At 49.3% G+C, this 24,223-nt stretch carries 18 protein-coding genes and 1 pseudogene; 13 read left to right on the top strand and 6 right to left on the bottom strand.

Features of this window, described 5'->3' with window-relative positions; genetic code table 11:
• Window positions 1-1,659, top strand: coding sequence for a glycoside hydrolase family 172 protein (locus tag ACETK5_RS14865; protein ID WP_394056485.1), 1,659 nt, complete (start codon window positions 1-3; stop codon window positions 1,657-1,659).
• A gap of 2 nt (window positions 1,660-1,661) precedes the next feature.
• Window positions 1,662-3,086 carry a glycoside hydrolase family 32 protein gene (locus tag ACETK5_RS14860; protein ID WP_100536655.1) on the top strand — a complete coding sequence of 475 codons (1,425 nt, stop codon included), beginning with the start codon at window positions 1,662-1,664 and terminating at the stop codon, window positions 3,084-3,086.
• An 84-nt stretch (window positions 3,087-3,170) separates the two neighbouring features.
• Here the strand turns inward: ACETK5_RS14860 and ACETK5_RS14855 are convergent, their stop codons facing one another.
• The 6 genes from ACETK5_RS14855 to ACETK5_RS14830 form a co-directional block, all read right to left on the bottom strand.
• Complete coding sequence (locus ACETK5_RS14855; protein ID WP_100536656.1) at window positions 3,171-4,163, bottom strand: LacI family DNA-binding transcriptional regulator; 993 nt, start codon at window positions 4,161-4,163, stop codon at window positions 3,171-3,173.
• Window positions 4,164-4,203: 40 nt separating this feature from the next.
• A complete protein-coding gene (locus tag ACETK5_RS14850) occupies window positions 4,204-5,292 on the bottom strand; it encodes a glycoside hydrolase family 172 protein (RefSeq protein ID WP_100536657.1) in 1,089 nt (362 codons plus the stop codon).
• Window positions 5,293-5,312: 20 nt separating this feature from the next.
• Window positions 5,313-6,146: a carbohydrate ABC transporter permease gene (locus ACETK5_RS14845; protein ID WP_394056483.1), complete on the bottom strand. Its 834-nt coding sequence runs from the start codon at window positions 6,144-6,146 to the stop codon at window positions 5,313-5,315.
• Between the two features lies 1 nt (window position 6,147).
• Window positions 6,148-7,023, bottom strand: coding sequence for a carbohydrate ABC transporter permease (locus tag ACETK5_RS14840; protein WP_100536659.1), 876 nt, complete (start codon window positions 7,021-7,023; stop codon window positions 6,148-6,150).
• A gap of 86 nt (window positions 7,024-7,109) precedes the next feature.
• Window positions 7,110-8,429: an ABC transporter substrate-binding protein gene (locus ACETK5_RS14835; protein WP_394056482.1), complete on the bottom strand. Its 1,320-nt coding sequence runs from the start codon at window positions 8,427-8,429 to the stop codon at window positions 7,110-7,112.
• A 72-nt stretch (window positions 8,430-8,501) separates the two neighbouring features.
• On the bottom strand, window positions 8,502-9,968 hold the full coding sequence (locus ACETK5_RS14830) for a GH32 C-terminal domain-containing protein (protein WP_394056480.1): 1,467 nt from the start codon (window positions 9,966-9,968) through the stop codon (window positions 8,502-8,504).
• A gap of 194 nt (window positions 9,969-10,162) precedes the next feature.
• Here ACETK5_RS14830 and ACETK5_RS14825 point away from each other — a divergent pair, with 194 nt between their 5' ends.
• The 11 genes and pseudogenes from ACETK5_RS14825 (at window position 10,163) to ACETK5_RS14775 (ending at window position 24,197) form a co-directional block, all read left to right on the top strand.
• On the top strand, window positions 10,163-11,044 hold the full coding sequence (locus tag ACETK5_RS14825) for an ROK family protein (RefSeq protein ID WP_394056478.1): 882 nt from the start codon (window positions 10,163-10,165) through the stop codon (window positions 11,042-11,044).
• Window positions 10,944-12,692 (top strand): response regulator, encoded by a 1,749-nt coding sequence (locus tag ACETK5_RS14820; RefSeq protein ID WP_394056476.1) that lies wholly within the window; start codon window positions 10,944-10,946, stop codon window positions 12,690-12,692. Before ACETK5_RS14825 ends, ACETK5_RS14820 begins: the two co-directional genes overlap by 101 nt.
• A gap of 8 nt (window positions 12,693-12,700) precedes the next feature.
• Window positions 12,701-14,482 carry a cache domain-containing sensor histidine kinase gene (locus tag ACETK5_RS14815; protein WP_394056474.1) on the top strand — a complete coding sequence of 594 codons (1,782 nt, stop codon included), beginning with the start codon at window positions 12,701-12,703 and terminating at the stop codon, window positions 14,480-14,482.
• A gap of 313 nt (window positions 14,483-14,795) precedes the next feature.
• Window positions 14,796-16,202 (top strand): ABC transporter substrate-binding protein, encoded by a 1,407-nt coding sequence (locus ACETK5_RS14810; RefSeq protein ID WP_394056472.1) that lies wholly within the window; start codon window positions 14,796-14,798, stop codon window positions 16,200-16,202.
• Between the two features lie 83 nt (window positions 16,203-16,285).
• Window positions 16,286-17,218 (top strand): carbohydrate ABC transporter permease, encoded by a 933-nt coding sequence (locus ACETK5_RS14805; protein WP_394057441.1) that lies wholly within the window; start codon window positions 16,286-16,288, stop codon window positions 17,216-17,218.
• Window positions 17,215-18,048: a carbohydrate ABC transporter permease gene (locus tag ACETK5_RS14800; protein WP_394056470.1), complete on the top strand. Its 834-nt coding sequence runs from the start codon at window positions 17,215-17,217 to the stop codon at window positions 18,046-18,048. The genes ACETK5_RS14805 and ACETK5_RS14800 overlap by 4 nt, the downstream gene beginning before the upstream one ends.
• Window positions 18,049-18,078: 30 nt before the next feature.
• Window positions 18,079-19,236, top strand: coding sequence for a glycoside hydrolase family 172 protein (locus ACETK5_RS14795; RefSeq protein WP_394056468.1), 1,158 nt, complete (start codon window positions 18,079-18,081; stop codon window positions 19,234-19,236).
• Window positions 19,237-19,315: 79 nt separating this feature from the next.
• A pseudogene (locus ACETK5_RS14790) lies at window positions 19,316-20,088 on the top strand (carbohydrate kinase family protein).
• A gap of 251 nt (window positions 20,089-20,339) precedes the next feature.
• Complete coding sequence (locus ACETK5_RS14785; RefSeq protein WP_394056466.1) at window positions 20,340-21,926, top strand: spore germination protein; 1,587 nt, start codon at window positions 20,340-20,342, stop codon at window positions 21,924-21,926.
• Entirely contained in the window at window positions 21,910-23,052 is a 1,143-nt protein-coding gene (locus ACETK5_RS14780; RefSeq protein WP_394056464.1) for a GerAB/ArcD/ProY family transporter, read from the top strand. The genes ACETK5_RS14785 and ACETK5_RS14780 overlap by 17 nt, the downstream gene beginning before the upstream one ends.
• Window positions 23,049-24,197 (top strand): Ger(x)C family spore germination protein, encoded by a 1,149-nt coding sequence (locus tag ACETK5_RS14775; protein WP_394056463.1) that lies wholly within the window; start codon window positions 23,049-23,051, stop codon window positions 24,195-24,197. The genes ACETK5_RS14780 and ACETK5_RS14775 overlap by 4 nt, the downstream gene beginning before the upstream one ends.
• The last annotated feature ends 26 nt before the right edge of the window (window positions 24,198-24,223 follow it).

Genomic DNA, 24,223 nt, shown 5'->3' with positions numbered 1-24,223 from the left:
ATGAATTCAACAGAACCACAATCTTATTCCTATCAAGACCTCGTGAAGCGATTATATGATCTCGAAGCGCTGGCGATGCCACCGCAGGCTGGCGAGAAATCGGGGTGTTTCTCAAGCTTTGACCGAAGCTCTGTCTATAATGCCGAGACAGGTCTGTACGAGAACTGGGGAGCTAATGATGACGGGGGAGGTTACCTTCGTAAAGAAGAAGACAGCATTGTCGCCATGGAACTTGACGGACCCGGGGTGATCTGGAGAGTTTGGTCGGCGCTTCCCGAGGAGGGGCATATTCGGATTTTTGTGGATCATGCCGACACCCCCGTGATCGATCAGCCTTTCCGGGATTATTTTGAAAAATTTAATCAAGAAGGGCCGCCGGCCAATTTTCCGAATCTGTCGCCTACGTTATCCCGCGGCAGAAACTGCTTTATACCGATCCCTTTTCAAAAACATTGCAAGGTGCTGCTTGATAAAGGCTGGGGGGCTTACTACCACATCACGTACACCGTCTTTCCTGCCGGGGTCAGGCTGCCTTCCTTTGACGGCAGCTTCAACAAGGAGTCTGCCATTGCGCTGGCCGAAGCAGACCGGGTTTTACAGCAAAGGGGAGCCCGTTCCTTTATGAAAGAGGAGGGACTAACCGACGAAACCGTTACGGTAACCGTACCGGCAGGCGGTAAAGCGGTGCTTTTTGATAAACAAGAGGCCGGTGCGATCTCCATGATCCGGATCAGAACGGATCTTGGACGAAAGAGCGAGGAACAACAGCGGATGTTGGCCAGACAATTAACCTTATCGATGAAATGGGACAATGAGACAACGCCTTCGGTATGGGCCCCATTGGGCGATTTTTTTGGCAGCGCACCGGGGATCAAGCCGTACCGTTCTCTGCCCCTGGGGATGAATGAGCATGAAATGTACAGTTACTGGTACATGCCGTTCTCAGAGGGCGCGAGGATTGAAATTGAAAATGAGGGACGGGAAGCATGCGAGCTTCAGGCGGATATCCGGTATTCACCGCTGCCTAAGTCTCATGCAGAAAACCTTCTGCGTTTTCATGCCAAATGGCACCGGGATCAACATCTGGATCTGGATGCGGAGCGCTTCAAGGAAGAAGGAGATCGCTGGCCGGATTGGCCTCTGCTGCTGACGAAAGGCCGGGGAAGATTTTGCGGCGTTCATCTGCATGTGTACAATACCTGGGAGACACCGAATGAGGAATCCGAAACCTGGTGGTACGGGCTTTGGGATCGAAAAACAATCGACTGGTGGTGGGGAGAAGGAGACGAGAAGTTTTTCGTGGATGGCGAAACCTTTCCATCGACGTTTGGAACGGGCAGCGAGGATTATATTGGCTATGCCTGGGCGGCTGAGCCGCCTTTTCCGATGTTTGACAGTGCCTTCGCCAGCCAGCCGTTCATAGAGCTGGATGCGAACGGACATACCTCAGTCAACCGCTTTCATATTTGCGACAATATTCCCTTCATGAACTCCTTCGAGGGATTTATTGAGAAATATAAGGGGGATCAGTGGGGCCTAAAGAATCGATGTTTGTTTGCCGCCACCGTTTACTGGTACCAGGAGCAGGGCACAAGTGATGCGTGCATGCCGGTTTCCTTGGATGAACGATTAAGCCACTTAAACCATCAGGAGGGATGAAGATGAAGGAATTTTTCTATCGACCGGAGAATGCCTGGGTAGGGGACGTTATTCCCTATTATGAAGATGGGGAGTTTAAGTTGTTCTATCTGCACGGCTGGCGGGAAAATTACCGGGAGGGCCTAGATCACGGCTGGTATCTTGTAGGAACGAAGGATTTCGTGAATTATCGTGAAGAAGGGGCCTGCAAGATCGAAGGCGGCACCGGTCACATTCTGAAAGTAGACGGCATCTATCATATGTTCTATTGCATATTTCCACCGGGCAAGCAGCTGGTCTGTCATGCGATCAGCAGAGACTTGAAGACCTGGGAGCCCATTCCCGAGGATACCTTTGCAGCTGACGACCGCATCTATGAGCTTTCCGATTGGCGCGATCCCTTCGTGTTCTGGAATGAAGAGGAAGGCCAATATTGGATGCTGCTTTCGGCGATGGCGAAAGGGCCGACCAATCGGAAAGGGTGCACCGCGCTGCTGTCATCCAAGGATCTGAAAGCCTGGGAGTACCGCGAACCCCTGTACGCGCCAAATCTGCACGTGGGGGCTCACGAATGCCCCGATTTGTTCCGGATCGGGGATTGGTGGTATTTGATCTACTCCTCTTATACGGGAAGATTTGCAACATTTTACCGAATGAGCCGTAGCCTGAATGGCCCTTGGATTACCCCGATGGAGGATACTTTTGACGGGAGGGCCTTCTATGCGGCCAAATCCGTGGCTGACGGACAGAAACGCTACCTGTTTGGTTGGAATCCGACAAAAAACGACGATTTATTCGGGTGGAATCCACCGAAGTCCCATGGCAAGGATTACGACACTTGGGATTGGGGTGGGAATCTGATCGTGCATGAGATCGTTCAGCGTCCGGATGGCACCCTCGGCGTCAAAGTGCCGGATACGGTTGATACTGCATTTAATGAACCGATGCCCGTGCGTTTTAATCGTGTTGAGGGAGCTTGGCTCGCTGCGGATCGCAATCTCTCCTGCGAGTCCCCGTACGGCTTTGCCGGATGCACTACTCGGGAGGAATTGCCTAATCAATGCAAGATTTCCGTCAGTGTCTCATTCACCGGGCAAACGCAAGGTGTAGGGGTGATGCTGCGCACGGAAGATAAGTTGGATGAAGCCTATTACGTTACCCTGGAACCGCAGCGGGATCGCCTTACTTTCCGAGGGGCGATTATGCAGTCGGAAGAAGGGGGAAAAACATTCCCTTATGAGGTAGAACTGGAACGTCCGATTGAACTTATTCCCGACCGTCCTTACGAAATCAAAATCTTGGTGGACGGATCAATTTGCGAAATTTACGTGGATGAGAACATAGCGATGAGTGCCAGAATGTACGATATCCCTCGGGGCAAGCTTGGCTTGTTTGTCAGTCAGGGCAGTGCTCAATTCAACGATGTTAAAATCGAGACCAGAGGATAATATAGAAAAAGTCGAGCAGATGACCTCATCGTTCCCTGCTCGACTTTTTGAATTAAATTGTCGGATTGCATTCCTAGAAAACAACTAGCTGGTTCGCCGGACCATCAGTTCTGTCGGAAATACTTCTTCGACAGGTTCGATGCGCTGACCGTCAGACTCGATCGATTTGATCATCAGTTTGGCAGTGGCTTCGGCCAATTTGTTGATAGGATGCCGTATAGTCGATAAGCCTAGCAGTTCGGAGACGGTTGGCATGTCGTCGACGCCTAACAAGGCGAGCTTATCTGGAATGGAAATGTTCAAATCGTTGCATGCCCTTAAGGCCCCGATGGCGGATATGTCATTCAAGCAAAACAACGCTTGAGGCAGCTGGTTGTTTTGGGCCAGGTTCACTACAGTATCGTATCCGAATGTTTCCGTCATATCTCCTGTGATAACCGTCGTTAGTTTGCCGTTCTGCTGCAAAGCCTCGCTGGCTCCGTTCAGCCGATCATCGAATCCGGGAACGTGACCGTGCGGATAAGTCAATATGACCAAATTTTGATAGCCGCGGGATAATAAGTGATTCACACCGGTCTGACCGCTTAGATAGTCGTCGACGCGTAGCATGTGAGCACCGTAAGATAAATTGTGGCGTCCTATTGTAATAACCGGTACGTTAAGGTTCATTAACCTAGGCATAAATTTTTCCGTATCCATGGTCGCTTTGACGATAATTCCATCGACCATTTGGATATTCATGAAGATTTCTTCAAAATCCAGCAAGATAATCTTATATCCCAATGCTTTTAATTGTTGTTTGATGACTTGTGCAAAATGCAGGAAGTATAAGTCTTCAAAATAACCGTCGTCCGTACTGTCTGATAAAACGAGTCCAATTGTGTGCATTCTGCCCGTGATGAGACTTTTGGCAACAGGGTTCACTTGGTAACCTAGCTTGGTTATCGAAAGATTGATTTTTTCTTTTGTCTCCGAGCCCATTTTCTGAAAATTTCCGTTCAGGAAATGGGAAACCGTTGCGGGAGAAACTCCTGCATCTTTTGCGACTTGAACTAAAGTAACCCTTTTGTTAGCCATTTCTATACCTCTACTTATATTATTGCGAATTTATCGTCGGTTAGCGCGGACGTCTTTCTAGAACACCTGGTAGTGCAGGAAACGTTTGATGCGGTTCGGTTTGATACCAATAGCAAACGGAACTCACGTCGTCACTTCTTTCAAATAAGGCCTTTCCGTCATGTCCGATCTGTTGGACAGTGACACGTAAATCCTCTTCAAACAAAATGGGGTCAAGAAAATGCCAACGATAGAAGCCGCGCATCGGGCAGGCAGCTCCATCGTATACATGGGATCTAGTATTGTCCGTTACCTGGAAGTGCGGGAAACCCATAAAGGGAGTGGAGTAGGTTTGTTCATGCACCGGGTTACCGTTATCGTATTTCACGAAACCCCATGCACCACCAAAGTAATCCTCCGCACCAGTCCCGCAGATGGTAGGCCATTGTTGGTCGCCGTCGAGATAAAATTTCACTTCCCCTTCACCATACCAGTAACGCGATAAGGAAGTCCAGGCCATGTAGGTGCCGATATACTTTCCTCTTCCTTTAATTCCATCAATAATTGTATAATCCTGCCCGAGCTGGGTTGGATTTTCTCTCCGGAATTGGGCATGGAAATATTCCGTATCCTCAGGAAGTTCGTCGACAAGCATATAATCAAACTGGTAGAAAAACGCCTCAATCTCTTGGGGATGTTCATTCGTTATAGTTACTCTGGCGGCTTTTTTGAAAGGCATCGCAAAGTAACTGTTCATGCCACCAACCGGATTCACGACAATCGGCAAAGAATTGACGATAGCTCTGGCGCCGAAGCCGTTGCAAAAGAAATCGCCCAGCGGGACTTCCACAGAGGGGCTTTCTTCATTATCCCAATACATCCGCAATACCAAGTCACGCAATACAAACCAACCAGTCTCGGTTTGGTCCGTCACGGTCATCCAGATGTGCTGAATGATACCAGTGCCTTCGATGTCGACGAGTGTGGCGGTTTCGCCTTGGGCTAACGAGATAAAAGCGTTGCCTTTTCGAGCAACCCCAAGCGGGCCGGCTGCTTTTCCTCCTTCACCTTTTAAGCCATGCGGATTTTCCGCTGTAATTGCTCTGCTTTTTCCTTTCATTCTACCAAAAAGTTGATTCATCGATTGCATGGTTTATCTCTCCTTATCCTTTATCCTTTAACCGCACCGTCGGAAACGCCAGCCATCACGTATTTATTCAATAACAAGTAGGTGACGATGATCGGGATGATACTGATGCAGATGGCCGCAAACGTCTGTCCCCAATCCGTTGCTCCGAATGCACCGATGAACTCTTGAAGACCGACGGCAATGGTTTTATATTGTTTGTCGTTCGTAAAAGTGTTTGAAAATATGAAATCGTTCCAAATGAAAATGAAATTGATGGAAGCGACCGTGATTGTAGTGTTGATGGTCAGTGGAGATATGACTTTATAGAAGACCTGATAAATGTTACATCCATCGATGACGGCAGCTTCAATCAATTCATTGGGGACATATCGGTAAAAGCTGGTGAAGATCAAAATCGATAGAGGCAAGGCAAATCCGACTTGGGGAAGGATCAGTGCCAGATATGAGTTCAGCAGCCCAGATTCTTTGTACATAATAAAAAGCGGGATTAGGGTAACTTGAATCGGAATCATAATTCCGATCGTAAAGAAGAGCAGCAGCTTTGAATTCAGCCTTGACTGCATTTTGACGAGAGCAAAGCCAGCAGTAGCACTTAAGAAGACGATGAGCAGCAGGCAACTGAACGTAACGATGGCCGTGTTTTTGATATAGAGCAGCAGGCTGCTATCTCGGAATACAGCGGCATAGTTGTCGAATGACCATAATGTCGGAAACGAAAACGGTTTTGTCGTTAATTCGATGCTCGATTTGAAGCTGGACAACATCAGCCAGACAACCGGGTAGATTTGGACGACAAGGATTGCGATAACGATAAAGTACAATAGGAAGGATAAAGCTTTTTTTCTGGATAGCATGTTATGCTTCTCCTTTCCTGGAATTGAATATAGCTCGAATAATGAGTACAGCCAGTAGACTTTCGATGACGATAAATACGGCGATCGCACTTCCGTAGCCATATTGAATACTAGTGAACGCTTTTTTGTACATATAAGTCGTAACCAACTCAGTTGTAGACCCTTGCACGCCGATGATATAAGGGATATCGAAACCTCTTAGCGCCCCGGTGGTGCACATGATGAGGGCCAAACTGAGCACGTGCTTGATACTCGGTAATTTGATATGCCGGATCAACTGCCATCCGTTTACGCCGTCGATTTTTGCGGCTTCCTCTACTTCTTTAGGGATCGCGATCAGGGCCGCGTAGAAAATGACCATGTACATCCCGGTAAAACGCCATCCTTCGGGAATGGAGACTGCGATCAATGCGGTGTGCGGATCCGATAACCACGCGCTTTGCAAATGTCCTAATCCGATCCATTCTAGAAACATGTTGAGTAGGCCTAGTGGCTGTAGTGAATAAAAGTTACGAAACATCTGAGCGATGGCAACCGTGACCACAACTGCCGGCAAGTAATACAAAGTTCTAAATAGGCTGGCTCCTTTTTTGACGTACGAGAGTAATAGAGCAAAAAACAGCCCGATAAATACCTGCATGAGTACGACGATCACAACATACACCAAGTTATTTTTAACGGCATTCCAGAAATAGGGATCTTGGAACATTTTAATATAGTTGCCTAATCCGATATAACTCGCGTCCTTGATTCCGTTCCAATCCTGAAAACCATAATTCAGTGATTGAATGATCGGAACAAATACAGTTACTAAATAAAACAGCAAAGCAGGCGTGATGAAAATTAACCATGCCTTCTTGTCCTTGAGCACATTCATGTGAATCTCCCCATTTGTTTTTATTGAGAGGTATCCACCCGAGACAATATTGGCCCGGGTGGATGACAGTATGTTTCGAGCAACGATTAGTTGCTAGCGTTTTGGGCAATGGCGTCGTCAATCTGTTTGGCAAAGTCTTCCGGCGAAATTGTCCCCATTGCCAGCTTGATGATCAAATCACTCATGACAGAGTTGGTATCGGCATCCAACAAGGTATCCCATGGTTTGGCGAACTCTGAACCGTAATTATCCATATCCTTTTTGATTCGTAGGAATAGTTCGGAGTACTTGGACTCATCTTCAATCGTGAATTTAAGCGGAGACATCTGCTGCTTGGCTACGTAGACATCGCTATAGTTGTTTAAGACGTAACTAAGGAAGTCCTTGGTTGTTTCGTCGAAATTGTTGGTCGTGGCGGCCAGTCCGATCCCGCTGTTTCCGAAAAATTCGTTATTCAGTGTTTTGGCATTGTTGATGGTCGGTAGATAGAAATAATCCACTTGGCCCTTGAGTTGCTCCGGTAAATTTTCGTCTACGAAGGCTGGTATTTCCCAAGTACCCATACAATACATGGCGGCTTCGCCGTTAAGGAACATATTCTTGGCTGTCGTATAATCTGTCGAGGCGAATCCTTTCTGGAAGTATTGCCCGATATCGGATACGAAATTCGCGGTTTGCATGCCGACGTCGTCGGCCATTTTGGCTTTACCTTGACTCAGATTTCGTGCAAATTCATTTCCTGTGGTACGGAAAGGGATCATAGCTGCGTAACGCAGTACAGGCCAGACGTCAACACCATCTACCGCAATCGGAGTAATGCCCTTGTCCTTCAGCGCCTTGCTGATGGTAAGCATGTCATCGATCGTTTTCGGAACCGTTAGATTATTTTCCTCAAATATTTTCTTGTTGTACCAAGTCATTTCCAGATGGTACTCCAAAGGGAGAAGGTACAGGCTACCATCGGGCAGCTCCTGGTATTTCAGTGCTGGTTCGTAGAACTGATCATACAAACCTTGCTCTTCCAGGAATTGCTTCATGTCAACGAGCATTCCGGCATCCGCCAGTTCCTGGGCGTACGGATCGGCGTCCGTATCGATAAAATCAGGAAGTTCTCCAGAAGCAACTAGCGTTCTTAATTTGGTTAGGTAGGAAGGTCTGTCAGCGGTCACTTGTATATCCAGTTTGAATTCGGGATGATCCTCCGAATAGCGATCCGCCAGTTCTCGAACCGTTTGTATGATTGCTCCGTTTTCCGGGCGGGCTGTTAACCATGTAATCGTTTTATCCCCGTTAGTTCCAGCACTATTGTTTTCCGAGCCGCCGCAACCTGCGAGAGCGGTTGCAACTAATGAAAAGATTGCGATAAGCGAGAGAACCGTTGTTATTTTTCTCTTTTTTGTCGTCATGTGAATACCCCTTCATTTTTTATTTTTTCAATTAAAGTCTCTTTTAAGGAAACTTTAATTGAAAGAAACAGGTTAACGCAGTGATGCTGTCTTGAGCTTGACCTTACTAACTTTAACGGAGCCCTCGTTAGCAAAAAAACCGAGGTGGCCAGTTTTGAAGTTATAGACACGCGTGGTCATCGCGATCTTGTCGTTTACATACAGACATAAGATATCATCTTCCAAAATCACTTTTACCGTGATCATGTTCTGTTCAGAGAAAGAGAACGGTCTTTCCAGTTCGATCATCTGAGGTTTGTCACCAGCGATTTGCCATTGAAAGAATCCGGGTTCGGTTCTTGGCCACATGTCAAAAGCGATACGGTTGTGAAATGGATCGAATTTAATGAAATAACCCTTATCAAGATCTTTGTCGGTTCGCAGCGCAATTCCGAAGTCTTTTATGTCTTTCCAGTCGGTAAACGCTGCTTCGACTAGAACCTGGGAAGGCACTTCATTAAATACACGGTAAGCCAATCCATCGGGAGACTCCAGTTCGAATCCGCTTTCATCGTTGTGGCGGCAATTTTTCTCTGATTCTGGAATGACGTCTGCTTCCGTATTAAAATGCTCATAAACCGATTGAGGCATCCGAACAAGTAGATCGCCGTCATTATTTTGATAAATCTCATGCACGACAAGTGTTCCAGCCCATTCCCAATCCCCAAAATCACTTGCTCCCTGCTTGGAAGGAACCCATCCGAAAGCATATCTTTGCTGGCCATCCGTGGCCGTCTTCGCGGCGTAAAAGCCTCTGCCGTCAAAGGTGTCAAGAATCGGTGAAGAGTATACGCCCTCGATAGTTTTGCTTTTTTTGTAATGTGTCACAAACTTTTCGCTAAACGTCGAGTAGACCAAGTAGTGCCAGTCTCCCATTTTGAAATAATCCGGGCATTCCATGGTGATGTATTTGTCCGGACTGTAAAATGGCTCCCGATAACGCCAGTTTTCAAGATCATCGGATGTAAGAAGGGCTACGCAGCCGCCTCTTCTTTCAGAGGTATTCATTTGTCTTGAGGTGACAAGCATCCAGTACTCTTGCCGTTCTTCGTTGAAAAACACAAACGGATCACGCCAATCGAATTGCTCATAGATGATTCCATCGCCATAAAGCTTGAAATCTTCATCTTTCGTCCAATGGATTCCATCGGTACCGGTAGCCTTCAATACGACTTGTAAAGGCTTTCCATCAACGCAAAATTCAGGGTTGGGATTATGACCGGTGTAGAAAAGATGATAGTTACCGTTTCGATCCTTGATCACTGAACCGGTATATGCGTTACGATCCGGCTCGGTTTCGCTACCGTTTGGCAAAGATACGCCATGATCTTCAAAATCCAAGCCGTTCTTGGTGGTGATCAGATTCCAGCTCGTATGATTCCCGTAATCTCCACCAACTCGTTGATCATGGAGATAGTAGAGCTTGTACTCTCCATTGTCATAGAATGGGATCACGTCGCCGACCCATCCGTCTTGCGGTTTGTAAAATACTTTTTTCATTTTGTCATCTCCATTTAGTAAAACGTTTTACAAACATATATTAACACGGATTTTATTGTTGTCAACGTTTACAAAACCTTTGTTTAATTATGATCATATAAAAATATTACCAATTATTAAAAATAGAATAGTAAAACGTTTGCCAAAGTTGTAGAATGATATTCGATAACATTTACAATTCAGGAGGAACAAACATGAGGGTTGGTGCGATTGAAGCAGGAGGCACAAAAATCATATGCGGGATTGGCAATGAGAAAGGTGAAGTTCTGGACCGGATCAATTTTCCAACGGATTTACCCGAACCGACACTTGAGCAGGCTGTGGCTTACTTTAGAGACAAAGACATTGAGGCAATTGGAGTCGGCTCCTTCGGACCGCTTGATCTGGATCGTTCCAGCGTCACATATGGGCAAGTTACCACGACGCCCAAGCCGGGATGGACGGGGTTTGACTTTGTAGGTTATTTGAAACAAAATTTCCCTGTTCCGATCGGTTTCGATACCGACGTGAATGCTGCGGTGTTCGGTGAGGTAAAGTGGGGAGCTGCCAATGGATTGGATAGCTGTGTTTACTATACGATTGGGACAGGTGTTGGTGTAGGTGTATACGCGGAAGGCAATCTGGTTCATGGTCTGGTCCATCCAGAAGGTGGACATGTATTGACCCGGCGGCATCCGAAGGACGATTTTAAAGGGACGTGTCTATTTCATGGCGACTGCCTGGAGGGCATGTCCAGCGGACCCGCGATCGAAAAACGCTGGGGAGTGAAAGGAAACGAATTGCCAGACGATCATGAAGCATGGGATATGGAAGCTTACTATCTGGCGCAGGCCCTTTCGGGGGTGATTGTGCTGTTATCGCCGAAAAAAGTGATTCTTGGCGGTGGGGTCATGCATCAGAAGCAGTTGTTCCCGCTGATCCGCAAGCAAGTCCTACAGAACTTGAACGGATACGTTGCATCCCCGGCGATTCTTGATGATATGGACAATTATATTGTACCACCGGGCCTTGGCGACAACGCCGGATTGTCCGGCGCGCTGGCGCTGGGAATCGAGGCTGCCAGCTTGGCGATATGAGTTCAAGGCATGGCAGGGTCCATGGAAGGGGAGGAAAATGATGTTCAATGTGCTTGTAGCTGATGACGAGCCGCGGCATCGCCGCGGCATTGCCGACATGATCAAGACGCTTCGGCCGGACTACCGTATCTTTATGGCCAAGGATGGGGAGGAGGCCTTGCGCATCGCTCTGGATAACCGGATTGATATGATATTTACGGATATTCGCATGCCTAATATGGACGGTCTGACGATGATCGAGCATTTAAAAACAAGAAGCGAGTCAATGAAAATTGTCATTTTGAGCGTGTACGGACATTTCGACTATGCCAGACAAGCCCTTAAGCTCGGCGCGTTCGATTACCTGCTCAAACCGCTGGAGCTCAAAGATATGGCGGAAATGCTGGACAAGCTGGACGCCGCCATCGAGCAAGAGAGGATGCTTCTTCAGGATAGAGTGAGCCTGAAGGAGCAGCTGAGCTCGGTCATCCCCGTCTACGAACAGCATCTGCTAAGCCGCTGGTTGCGGTCGATGGCGAATGAAGACGAGCTGCTGGAAATTGAACGATTGGTCCCGCAGGGACAAGTTGGATTTGTATGGATCTCCAGGTTTTCCAAATCCGAGGTCGAACAGATGTATTTTGCCGAGGAGTTCGCCGAAGTCAAAACCAGCTTCAAAAGCTGGATGCACCAGGTCACCGAGCCGATCGGCCCGACCATTTCATTTTACTTGGAAGGGGACGAGCATATGCTCGTTTCCGTTATCACTCCCATCCATTCCTTAGAATGGCTGATGAAAAAGGAAATTGAACGGTTAACTCAATTTATCGAGCAGCTTCGGATGGAATTCGGGCTTACCATATCCATTGGCGTAGGGGAAGGGGTTAACGATCTGCAACGCGAAGCTCCCCGTTCCTTCAAGCAAGCTTTGAATGCGCTGGACTTTACGTTTTATTGCGGGAACGGGAAACTTGTCGTTAGAAGTGAAATCGCTTACAATCCGCTAAAAACCTTTTTGCCCTGGGGGCCGGACGATTTCGGCATCGCGGCCGCGGTGGCGGGCGGGGATCGGGGCAAAGCGCTGGAGGCGTTGGAATTGTTGGTGCGCCGCCTTTTGGAAGGCGGCTATCCTTCTCCGGCCCAGTTCAAGCGCAGCATGTTGTATGTGCTGGTCAACCTGGTTAAGGCAAATGAAGCGTCATTGCGGAGGGAGGAAGCGGGCAATATCGTTTCCGAGATGGAATTTCGGATTCCGGCTTGTTCCACGCTGGATGAACTCCAGTCGAAAGCGGCCGATTATATGGGCCGGATCATCGACGGGATCGAGAACCGGAAAAACCATAAAAACGAGCGGATTATCGAGCTGTGCCGGACTTATCTGGCGGAACATTACATGGAGGATCTCTCGCTCGAAACGGTAGCGAGGCGGTTCTTTTTCAGTCCGGCCTATTTCAGCAGTCTCTTTAAATCGCACACGTCCATGACGTTTACCGAGTATTTGCTTCAGATCAGAATGGACAAAGCCAAGGAAATGCTGAAGGACGGGACCCGGAAAATTTCGGAGATCGCCCTCAGCGTGGGCTTCAAGGATGCAGGATACTTTACCCGGATCTTCAAGCGTGAAACCGGCTTATCACCGGAGGAATTCCGCAAGAAAGACCTGCTATAGGTGACGCCATGAGACTTAAAAATAAACTGATTGTATCCTACATCGTGCTGATCACGCTGCCCCTCGCCACGTTGGGAACAGGATCCTATTATGCAAGCAAAAATATGATGCTCAAGCTTGCCCGGGATAACGTGACGGAAATCGTGCAAAAAAACAACCAGATCATCGACGAACGGCTGAAAATCATCGAGGACGACAGTCTTTCCCTGATGGTGGAATGCGAATTGTTTCAAATTTTCAACCGCCCCGCCCCGGTCGAAAGTGAACTGCTAGCGACAAATAAACGGGTTACGGAAATTTTGAGCCGCTATTTTTCGCAATCCAGGGATCTGTATTCGATAGAGCTTGTGACCCGGGCTTTTGTTTACGGCAGCAAGGCGCGAAATACGTATCCGCCCGATCATTTTTACGATTCCGAGTTGTACAGGCGGGCGGCCGAGCAAAAAGGGAGGATCGTCTGGGTGCCGACCTACGAATACAGTCGAATGCACCAATTGCCGGATCTGGCCGGCGCCGACATCGAATACCGCTATTTATTTTCCGCCGTCCGGCAGATGAATCCATCCTGCGTTCGTAATGATGCGATCGTGCGGGCCGGGGAAGGGACGGAGAAGCCGATTCTCGTGATGAATTTTCGGGACGATGTCTATGCCGACATTTTCAGGGGCAGCGTTCCGATCGATGGCGCGGTATTTGTGGTGGCCAGCGACGACGGCACGATCATTTCTCATACGAAAACGGAACTCGTCGGACGCAAGCTGTCCATTCCCTGGCTGGCCGACCTGCAAAGCCGCGGCGCCGGGGCTTCCTACGTTACGGTGGACGGAAAACGTATGATCGCCTGTTACGCGGTATCCGGGATCACGGGATGGACCTCAGCCGTGCTGATTCCACCCAGTGCGCTAACGAAGGACATTGGACAAACGATCACCTTTTTCATTATAACGCTGGGCGCATCGCTACTGCTGTTATCGCTGTTGTTTGCCTATTTGATTTCCATGCGGATTTCCTCGCCGTTAAGCAAGCTGCTGCTTGCGATCAAACGGGTAGGGGGCGGCGACTTCAACGCCAAAATCAAGGTGGAAGGGAAAGACGAGCTGGGGCATGTGTTGATGAAGTTCAACAGCATGAACGAGAAAGTGAAGCAGCTGATCGAAGAAAATTATGTAGTCAAGCTAAGGGAGCGCGAAACGGAAATCATGGTGCTTAACATTCAACTTAACCCCCATTTTCTGTACAATACGCTGAATATTATCAACTGGACGGTCATTTACGGGGAGAAGGAACAGGTCAGCAAAATGCTGGTCAGTTTGTCGCGCATGCTGCATTACACAACGGACAACCGCAAGGATTCGATGCCGCTTTCTGCGGACATCGGCTGGCTGAGGGATTATATCGTCATCATGTCCAACCGTTACGAATACCGTTTCCGGGTTGACTTCGACATCGAGCCGGAGCTGATGGAAGCCAACGTACCGAAGCTGTTCCTGCAACCACTGGTGGAAAATGCGATCATACACGGATTCGGAGATATGGAGAGCGGCGGACTGATTACGATCTACGGGCGTCGGCAGGAGGAAGATATCGAGTTCTACGTGGAGGACAACGGCTGCGGGATCACGCCGGAGCGCCTCGAGGAGGTGCTGGCTGAAAACTCCTCCAACATCGGGATCAGAAACGTCGATAAGCGGGTCAAGCTGCTTTACGGCAGCCGTTACGGCATCAGCATTGAATCCGTTCCGGATCTGGGGACGCGGGTAAAGCTGGTTATCCCGTACCGAAAGCCTTAAAGAGGATGCTCAAAAAGTCGTCTTCCCATGACGAAGTAGTTTCAGGGAGCGGAATCGACGTCGAATCTTGAATTCAGCCGGGCCTTCCGGTGCTCACGTACCCAATACGTACGCTGCGCTCCTCAGTCCCTAGCTTCATCCAACCTTCTCGGTCCTGGAAACCCGACTTTTTGAACTTGCACTTAAAGAAAACGGATTGATCGAAAAATCGTACAGGAAACGAAAAAACGTCCTATAGGCTTCCGGGAGCGGCGATTCTACAATAAATACAAGCGACTGCAGCGCTTACATTTCTAGGCGGGGGGATCAGCATATGAGAGCACAATCCGGCAAATTAAAAGCGATGTTTATTTTCCTAACGATCATGGCGCTATTTGTAACCGCTTGCGGAACGGGGGGCGGAGGCTCGCAAACGAACGCGGGCCAAAATGGAGGAGATAACGCCGGGACGAACGGCGAAGAAAAAGTAACGCTAAAATTCACGTTCTGGGGCAGCCCGGAGGAAAAGAAAGCGGTCGAATCGGCCATCAAAGCCTTCGAGCAGAAAAATTCGAACATCACCATCAACCCGGTACACATTCCGGGCACGGATTTTCTGCAGAAGCTGAATGCCATGATCGCCGGCAACGAAGCGCCGGACATCAGCTATTCGGCCGCCTGGAAATTGAAAATGGGCGAGGAAGGGCTGATCCACAACTTCTTCGATTTAATGAAAGATGATCCGAGCATCAAGAAAGAGGATTACCTGGAGTATGCCTGGTGGAACTGGGACAAGGATAAAAGCGCGGGTCCGTATCAGGCCTCCGTTGTCCCATCCCTGATGTACAACGCGGATATGTTCAAGGAAGCGGGAGTGGAACTTCCGCCTACCAAAGCGGAAGAAGCGTGGACGTGGGATGAGTTTGTGGACGCTGCCAAGAAGCTGACGCTAGACCGGAATGGGAAGCATCCGGACGATCCAGGCTTCGATCCGAAGAACATCAAGCAATACGGCGTTAAACTGAGCCTCGGTTGGTCGTCTTATATGCCGATGGTTCTCTCAAACGGTGGGGATTATCTGACGGCGGACGGCAAGGAATTCGGGCTGTCCAAACCGGAAGCGACCGAAGCTCTGCAAAGAATAGCCGATTTGATTAACGTGCACCACGTCTCGCCATCACCGGTCCAGGCCAGCAGCATTCCCGCTCCGGCGACCGCGCTGCAGTCCAAAAAAGTGGCGATGATCATCGACGGCAGCTGGAACCACCTTGATTTGAGCAAAACCAACATGGACTGGGGCGTTGGCGTACTTCCGGTCATCAAGGACTACAAAACGTTTTTCCTCGGCGGTTCCCTGATCATTTTCAAAAGCTCGCAGCACCCGAAGGAAGCGTGGGAGTTCTCCAAATTCCTCACCGATCCTCAGAACGTGCTCGATTTGCACCAAGGTTTATGGATGCCGCAGCTCAATAAATGGTACGAGGATCCGGAATTGATCAACAAGTGGGCTAATGAGAAGCTCCCCGGAAGACCGGCCGGCTTCCAGGATGCCGTGATGCGCTCCACCTATGAACATGCGGAGCCGTCGCCGGAAAACAACGTCAAAAACTTCGTCGAAATCGACGCTGCGGTAGCCGCGGCTTTGGATCAGGTGTGGCTCGGCGAGAAAACGGCGGAAGCAGCCATGAAAGAAGTGGAAACCAAAGTGAAGCCGCTGGTACAGGGCACCTATTTGAAATAACGAGCGTATGTCCGAAGGCGGTGCCGCGTCCCCATGAAGCGGCGCCGTCCCTCGGCAGCGTTTCGATGGAGGGGGACTTGCTTATGGAAGCCATCTCTTCCCATACCGGGAACCGTATGCGAAAGAAACGCCGCACACAAAGAGAGCTTTACGGTTGGTTGTTTGCTCTGCCGGCAATTTTGGGCTTGCTGATCTTCACGCTCGGCCCGATGATGTACAGCCTGTACATGAGTTTTACCGACTATACCGGATCGAATTCACCGACCTTTACGGGTCTCGACAATTATAGACGATTGTTCAGCGGCGAGGACCAATATTTTTACAAGTCGCTGGCCGTTACTTTCTATTTCGTGATCCTTAGTGTGCCAACCGGCATCGTTTATTCCTTCCTGCTGGCGATTATCTTGAATCAGAATGTGAAAGGGAAGTCACTCTTCCGCACCATCTTCTATCTGCCGTCGATCGTACCGATCATCGCGATCTCGTTTATTTGGCTGTGGCTGCTCAATCCCGATCTCGGTCTTGCCAACGAGCTGCTTCGCTCCCTGGGCCTTCCGGGAAGCCAATGGATTTTCGGTGAGAAGTCGGTTGTGCCTTCCCTGGCTTTAATGAATCTGTGGACCACGGGCGGGACGATGATTATTTTTCTGGCGGGTCTGCAGGATATTCCCCGGTCGCTGTACGAAGCAATTGAGATGGACGGCGGATCAAGGCTCGCGAAACTGCGGCATATTACGATTCCGATGATGACGCCGACAATCTTCTTCAACCTGATCATGGGCATCATCAACGGCTTTCAGGTGTTCTCGCAAGCTTATGTCATGACGAATGGCGGACCCAATAACGCCAGCTTATTTTACGTGTTTTATTTGTACCGGGAAGCCTTCCAGTTTTCGCGGATGGGGAGCGCCAGCGCGATTGCCTGGGTGCTGTTCCTGATCATTATGGTGTTGACGTACGTCGTGTTCAGGACATCGAATAAATGGGTTTATTATGAGGGGGATGGTGCGCGATGAGAGCCAAGGCTTGGTTTGAAAAAGGCCTGATCTACCTGGTGCTTGCGGCCGGGGGGATTTTTAGCCTGCTGCCGCTGGTGTGGCTCGTCCGCAGTTCGCTGATGAATATGGGGCAAATTTTCGAGCTGCCGCCGGTGTGGATTCCTAACCCCGTTCAATTTTCCAATTATAGTGAGGCGCTGACCATCCTGCCTTTTGGCCGGTATTTCGTGAACACTGCGATCATCGTTGTCTTTTCGGTGCTGGGCGTCATCGTAACCAGCTCGATCAGCGCCTACAGCTTCGCGCGGATGAACTGGAGAGGCAGGAATCTGGTGTTCAGCCTTCTTCTGTCTAGTATGATGCTGCCGTACGCGGTGACCCTGATCCCGACGTTTATCGGCTGGAGCAAAGTGGGGTTAACCAATTCCTTCATCCCGCTGATCGCGCCGGCTTGGTTTGGCGGCGGCGCGTTCAACATTTTTCTGCTGCGTCAATTCTATCTCAGCATCCCTCGGGATCTGGATGAAGCGGCTTATGTGGACGGTGCCGGCCATTTCAAGATATTCCGCTCGATCATCCTGCCGCTCACCAAACCCGCGCTGATCGTCGTCGGTTTGTTTTCGTTCTTGGCCGCGTGGAACGATTTCCTCGGTCCGCTCGTTTATTTGAACGACGAAACAAAATATACGCTGGCCCTTGGACTGCAGCAGTTCAAAGGCATGTATTCGGCCGAGTGGCATTTGATGATGGCGGCGGCAACCGTGGTGCTGCTTCCGGCCATTATCGTATTTTTTATCGGACAGCGTTATTTTATCGAAGGCATTACGTTAACAGGGATTAAGGCTTGATTTGGAATTCGAGGGAGGAGCAGAGTTAGCATGGACCAGTTATATTTGCGTAAGGAAGGGACGTCCCGGCGGCAATCGAGCTGGGATACGACTGGAGGCAATCGGGATTTCATTGCGATTGGGGCCGGGCAAACGGCGGGGATTGCGGAAATCGCCGGCTCGGGCGTGATCCAGCATATCTGGATGACCATCGCGGCCAGGAACAAATACGCGTTCCGCAAAGTATTGATCCGCATGTTTTGGGATGACGAACGGGAACCCAGCGTGGACTCACCGGTCGGCGACTTTTTCGGCGTCGGGCATGGCGTAGCCAGCCACTATGTCTCCATGCCGCTCAACATGATTACGACCCAGGGCGTGATCGATGACAAGGCCGCCATGAACTGTTTTTTCGAAATGCCGTTCCGCCAAGGGGCCCGGATCGAAATCGTCAATGAATGCGAAGACGAAATCGTGTTGTACTATTACGTGGATTATGTGGAAAAAGCGGTGCCGGACGACAGCTTCTACTTCCACGCCTCATGGCGCAGGGAGAATCCGACGAAGGGGTTGGTGGACCTGTCCGCGCTGAAAGCGGAACATGATCAGCAGGAGAAGGCCAATTATGCCGACCAGAAAGTATATGAGCTGAAAAATCTGACCGGCGACGACAATTACGTGCTGCTCGATGCGGTGGGCGAAGGCCATTATGTGGGCTGCAACTTAAGCATCGACCACCTGAATCCGATGCCGGGCTTCAGTTGGCCGGGGGAGGGGGACGATATGTTCTTCATCGACGGTGAACCTTGGCCGCCTCGGCTGCACGGGACGGGGACGGAGGATTATTTCTGTGCCGCCTGGGGATATCCGGCGGGGAAATATGATGCGCCCTACCACGGCTTGTCGCTGTACGCCCCGATCCGGGAAAACGGCGATGCCTGGAAAGAGAGCAATACCATCTCGTTCAATGATTATTCCGGGAAAATGACGCAATACCGCTTTCATATCGTCGACCCCATCATTTTCCGCAACTCGCTGCGCTTCAGCATCGAGCACGGGCACGGAAACGCCCAATCGAACGACTATTCGTCGGTCGCCTACTGGTATCAGCGCGAGCCGCACAAGGCTTTTCCGCAGATGCTGCCCGTCTCGTTGCGCTTGCCGATTCCGGAGAAGGTAAGTGCACGGCTGTTCTACCGGACGTTCTAGTATAGATTTTTGCTCCTCCGTTCCGATTGCTTTCGCTAGGTTCCCAGATTGAGACGAAATTTCTGCGCTTGCTCCGCCAATGAGTGAAGCGTTGCAGGATTACGGCGTCAATACGGAGGGACTTCGGTTCTTCAAGGAGGTTCATACCACGCTCGCGTTTGTCCACCTGGCCGGGAACGGGGAGCGCTCCTTCAGCTTCTGCCGCAATCCCGGGGCGGATCTTTCTCTGGGTGAAGAAGAACTGAGCTACGGCCTCATCGAGCAGTCCCGGGTGTTTCATTTCGGTTCGCTATCCATGACGGCGGAACCGGCGAAAACCACCACGCTCAAAGCCTTGAAGCACGCCAAAAGCAACGGGTTGCTGATCACGTTCGATCCCAATCTCCGGGAATCGTTGTGGAATTCGCTGGCGGACGCCAAGGAGGCGATCAACGAGGGGCTGGCTTATGCGGATATTCTGAAGGTATCCCGGGAGGAGCTGGTGTTTCTGACCGGCAAGGAAGACCCTGGCGAAGGCACCCTGCAACTGATTCGGGCGTTCGATATTCCCTTGATCTTCGTGACGCTGGGGGAACGGGGATGTTTTACCGCTACATGCATGCGGTTGGCACGGTGCCAGCCTACTCGGTTCACATGGTCGATTCGACTGGAGCGGGCGATGCCTTTTTCGGCGCGGCAATCGGCAAAATCCTGGAAATCCCCGGCGGCTTTAAAGGGATGACCGTTGACGACGTCGCCGAATGCGCCCGGTTCGCCAACGCGGCAGGCGCGCTGGCCGCGACCCAAAAAGGAGGAATCCCTGCATTGCCGGATAGAGCCAGGATCGAACGCTTTTTTCGGGAATTAAAGTAATGGAATGCCTTGAGCAGAGCCTCTGCCATTCACTCTTAGCTCATATGAAGAAAAGCTCTTGCCTCTCCTATTAGGAGATCAAGAGCCTTTTCTGTTTCTGTCATATGAAATGTCGGGGACTTCATTTCATTAACGTCTATCCTTTTCCGACTCCTGTAATGGTATATTTTGATAAGGTAACGGGATACTAAGTGTAACTTGAAAAAGACAACTTTTTCATACCCTTACACCATGAAGGAAGTGGAATAGAGGTGTTGTTTCGCAGAAAGTTCAAGTCCAGAAAAAACAACAACAAAGCGTCCAAAACGCATAAAGCACAACAGACGGATGCACAGGACCCACAACCGCTTCACCCTGACTTGAACCAAAACCTGGACGTGCTGCAATTGCTGTATAAAGACTGCTCTGATGTGGTTTTTCGCTCTTTTTCAATTGCTGGTCATATACAGGCCCAATTAATTTACATAAAAGGTCTATCCAATGTTGAAGAGATGGATAGCCACGTGTTAACACCGCTTATGAAAAAAGCGGAACGGAAATCGGTTCATCCACAAACGTTGATTGAGCAGAGGCTGTCCGTGGCGGAGGTTACAAAGATTGCGACTTTTAATGCCTGTATCGAACAGTTATCGGTCGGGAATCCAATTTTGTTATTGGAGGGTCATGGGCAGGGGTTTGCCCTGGGATTGGCTAAATGGGAGAAGCGATCCATCGAAGAGCCTACAGGTGAACTGGTTGTCAGAGGGCCGCGTGAAGGGTTTACGGAAGCCATGGAGGTCAATACCTCTATGCTGCGAAGAAAGATTAGAAGCCCTCAATTAAAGATGAAATCGTTGAAATTGGGCCGTTACACGCAAACCGCGATTACCCTCGCTTATATTGAAGATCTGTCCGATGGAACGTTGGTTGAAGAAGTGACTAACCGCCTTAAACGAATAGATGTCGACGGGATTCTGGAATCCGGTTATATTGAAGAACTGATTCAAGACTACTCTTACTCCCCTTTTCCGGAAGTGCTTATTACGGAACGGCCTGATACGGCGGTTTCCAGTCTGCTTGAGGGACGAGTGGTTATCCTTGTAGATGGTACGCCTTTTGTGTTGGTTGCTCCGACAACATTCTTTTCTTTGTTTCAATCGGCAGAGGATTATTACCATCATTTTATGATAGCTACGGCAACCCGTTGGCTGCGCTATCTATTTCTTTTTATTTCTCTTTTGTTCCCGTCGCTATATGTTGCCATTATTACATACCATCAAGAGATGGTGCCTACGACATTGCTGCTTACGATGGTTGATTCCCGAGAAGTCGTTCCTTTCCCGGCGCTGGTGGAGGCTCTGCTTATGGAGATCACGTTTGAAGGGTTGCGGGAAGCAGGACTTAGACTTCCAAAACAGGTAGGGGCTGCCGTTAGCATTGTGGGAGCATTGGTGATCGGCCAAGCAGCTGTGGACGCCGGTTTAGTATCAGATCATATGGTTATGGTCGTTGCGATTACCGGTATCGCTTCCTTCACCATTCCGCGTTACAATCTTGCAATCCCTATCAGGCTGCTGCGTTTTCCGGTCATGCTGCTGGCTGGGACGTTTGGGCTTGTAGGGATCGTGACAGGAATCCTGGCCATCATGACACATCTGAGCATGCTGCGTTCCTTCGGCGTTCCTTATCTTTCTCCGGCCGCTCCCATGAAAGGAAGGGATATGAAAGATGCGCTCATGCGCGCCCCTTTATGGAAATTAAATACGCGTCCCCATCTTACAGGGGAATATAATAAATATCGGCAAAGTTCTAATCAGAAACCGACTTCCGATCGGGGAGGCGATGGAGAGCAAGGGTGAGGTGAGTTTCATGATGGAAAAGGGAAAAATATCTGCCTTGCAAATGGGAATATTGATGTACCAGGCTATTTTGGCAACGGGAATTCTTTTTATTCCGGCTTCCGTCTTTGAAGCGGCTAAGCAGGATTTATGGATCTCGCCGATTTTGGCTTCCCCGCTGGGGGTTTTAAGTATATATATCGCATACAGGTTGAACAAGCTTTATCCGGAAGCGACCATTATGCAATACAGCGAACATATTCTTGGAACCTTTCTCGGCAAAGTACTGGGGCTGGTTCTGCTAATATTGCTGGTGACTTCGTTAAGTGTGATGTTCTGGCAGTACGGAGAATTCGTGGTTAGTGAATTTCTGCCGCATACCCCGAAAGTGGTCATCATCGGCATGATGCTACTGTTATGCGCATTTGCATTACATGGGGGACTTGAAGTTATTAGCAGGCTTTCCGGAATGGTTTTTCCGGTTTTTTTCTTTCTTTTTCTAGTGATTATTATTCTGTTGCTGCCGGATGTCGATATGAAGCGGATGCTCCCCGTGATGGAAAATGGATGGATGCCCGCATTAAAGGGGTCATGGGTGTTATACACATGGTTCGCCCAATTCGGCATCGTTTATTTTTTTCTCCCCTTCCTAACCGATCGTCAAAAAGGGATGAAATTTGGGATGCTCTCCGTATTCGTTGTTACGCTAACGCTGGTGGTGACCAATCTGATCGTGATTTGGGTTTTCGGGGATGTGACAGCGAATTTTAATGCTCCACTCATGAGCGCTTCCAGGTATATTAGCATTGCTGAATTTTTGTCTCATCTCGAATCACTCGTTATGGCGCTTTGGATTGCGGGAACCTTCATCAAGCTCTGTGCTTTTTATTATATCGTGGTACTGGGAACTGCCCAGTGGCTTAACCTTTCCAGCTATCGATTGCTTATATTGCCAATGGGGTTTTTGGTTGGGGTATTTGCCATGCAGGCATTTCTTAATTCAGCGGAGGCGGCGGAGCATTTTGAAGTCGTCTCACGCGGGGTGATGGATACTTTAGTATATGGGGTAGCGATTCCCGTATTTCTTTTGTGTGCAGCATACATACGTACTACGTTTTTCAAGCGTAAAGGAGCGTCAAAGAAATGAGACGGGTCATCACCCTTTGTTTCGTTTGTGTAATTTTGTTGCTGCTTACGGGCTGTTGGGATCGACGGGAAACCAATGATCTTGCGATTGTTACCGGAGTGGCTCTGGATAAAACGGAAGAGGGAAATATCGAAATCACCGTTGAAGTACATTCCCCTGGCGGCAATAAAAGCGGCGGACAGGACGGGAGTCAGGGAGGAGGCAGCAGCACCATTCTTCGGACGGGATCAGGTGTATCAATACCTGATGCGATCGAGGATCTTGATGAGAAGATGTCCCGTGAAATTCTTTGGAGCCATGCGGAGGCGATCGTGATCAGCAAGGCGTTTGCCGAGACAGGAATTGTTAGCGAATTGGATTTCTTTGTCCGCCATCCTGAGCCGCGCTTGAGAAGCTATGTGTTCATTAGTAAAGGAAGTGCCAAAGAGATCGTTGCTTTAAGCCCTCCGTTGGAAAGAAGCTCATCTGAGGCACTGATCAAACTGGCTGAATCCGACGTGCTAATGAGAGCGACACTGTTAGACTTAATGGAGATGTTAAAGGGTGAGTCCGGGGATGCCATTCTTCCTATGATTGATATCTTGCCTCCGGAAGAAGGGCAGTCACCGAGAGAAACGATCGCGTATATCAATCGTTCCGCTATTTTAAGGCAAGGGAAAATGATCGGATCCATCGATGACAAGCTGACCAGAGGAGTAATGTGGTATAGAAATCAGATTAAAGAGACGATTGTCACAGTGAAGCCTGAGGGAGCAGATGGGTATGTATCGATGAATTTAATCAAGGGAAACGCCGATTTAATTCCGGAAATCGATGGACAACAATTAACAATGACAATAAGGATCGAGACCGTAGACGATATCATTCAGAATCAAACGGACTTGGACCTAAAGGAAGTGGAAAGCATTAGAAAGCTGGAAGATGCATTGGCTCAAAAGATTGAAGGGCGTCTATCGGCCACGCTTGAAATCGTGCAAAAAGAGATGAAAGCGGACGTGATCGGTTTTGCAGATGAATTCAGGCGCAAATACCCGGACGAGTGGCGGGAGCTAAAAGGTGAATGGGATGATAGATATCCTACAGTTGATGTGATTTTTGATATTACGGCACATGTTTTAAGAACAGGAAAAGGCGGGACGTCTTGAGCCTTCTCAAGCAAAGAGGTGAAAGC

This window comes from Paenibacillus ilasis, from assembly GCF_043195395.1.
Classification (GTDB): Bacteria; Bacillota; Bacilli; order Paenibacillales; family Paenibacillaceae; genus Paenibacillus_AQ; species Paenibacillus_AQ lautus.
Note: the sequence above shows the minus strand (reverse complement) of the source record. Positions and strands in the feature narration are given on the sequence as shown.

What these genes read in the sequence shown, in the direction of transcription:
- ACETK5_RS14810 (WP_394056472.1), top strand. Translation starts at nt 14,796, where the DNA reads ATGAGAGCACAATCCGGCAAATTAAAAGCGATGTTTATTTTCCTAACG.
- ACETK5_RS14805 (WP_394057441.1), top strand. Translation starts at nt 16,286, where the DNA reads ATGGAAGCCATCTCTTCCCATACCGGGAACCGTATGCGAAAGAAACGC.
- ACETK5_RS14780 (WP_394056464.1), top strand. Translation starts at nt 21,910, where the DNA reads ATGGAGAGCAAGGGTGAGGTGAGTTTCATGATGGAAAAGGGAAAAATA.
- ACETK5_RS14855 (WP_100536656.1), bottom strand. Translation starts at nt 4,163, where the DNA reads ATGGCTAACAAAAGGGTTACTTTAGTTCAAGTCGCAAAAGATGCAGGA.
- ACETK5_RS14800 (WP_394056470.1), top strand. Translation starts at nt 17,215, where the DNA reads ATGAGAGCCAAGGCTTGGTTTGAAAAAGGCCTGATCTACCTGGTGCTT.
- ACETK5_RS14820 (WP_394056476.1), top strand. Translation starts at nt 10,944, where the DNA reads ATGATATGGACAATTATATTGTACCACCGGGCCTTGGCGACAACGCCG.
- ACETK5_RS14825 (WP_394056478.1), top strand. Translation starts at nt 10,163, where the DNA reads ATGAGGGTTGGTGCGATTGAAGCAGGAGGCACAAAAATCATATGCGGG.
- ACETK5_RS14795 (WP_394056468.1), top strand. Translation starts at nt 18,079, where the DNA reads ATGGACCAGTTATATTTGCGTAAGGAAGGGACGTCCCGGCGGCAATCG.
- ACETK5_RS14835 (WP_394056482.1), bottom strand. Translation starts at nt 8,429, where the DNA reads ATGACGACAAAAAAGAGAAAAATAACAACGGTTCTCTCGCTTATCGCA.
- ACETK5_RS14775 (WP_394056463.1), top strand. Translation starts at nt 23,049, where the DNA reads ATGAGACGGGTCATCACCCTTTGTTTCGTTTGTGTAATTTTGTTGCTG.
- ACETK5_RS14850 (WP_100536657.1), bottom strand. Translation starts at nt 5,292, where the DNA reads ATGCAATCGATGAATCAACTTTTTGGTAGAATGAAAGGAAAAAGCAGA.
- ACETK5_RS14865 (WP_394056485.1), top strand. Translation starts at nt 1, where the DNA reads ATGAATTCAACAGAACCACAATCTTATTCCTATCAAGACCTCGTGAAG.
- ACETK5_RS14845 (WP_394056483.1), bottom strand. Translation starts at nt 6,146, where the DNA reads ATGCTATCCAGAAAAAAAGCTTTATCCTTCCTATTGTACTTTATCGTT.
- ACETK5_RS14860 (WP_100536655.1), top strand. Translation starts at nt 1,662, where the DNA reads ATGAAGGAATTTTTCTATCGACCGGAGAATGCCTGGGTAGGGGACGTT.
- ACETK5_RS14840 (WP_100536659.1), bottom strand. Translation starts at nt 7,023, where the DNA reads ATGAATGTGCTCAAGGACAAGAAGGCATGGTTAATTTTCATCACGCCT.
- ACETK5_RS14830 (WP_394056480.1), bottom strand. Translation starts at nt 9,968, where the DNA reads ATGAAAAAAGTATTTTACAAACCGCAAGACGGATGGGTCGGCGACGTG.
- ACETK5_RS14815 (WP_394056474.1), top strand. Translation starts at nt 12,701, where the DNA reads ATGAGACTTAAAAATAAACTGATTGTATCCTACATCGTGCTGATCACG.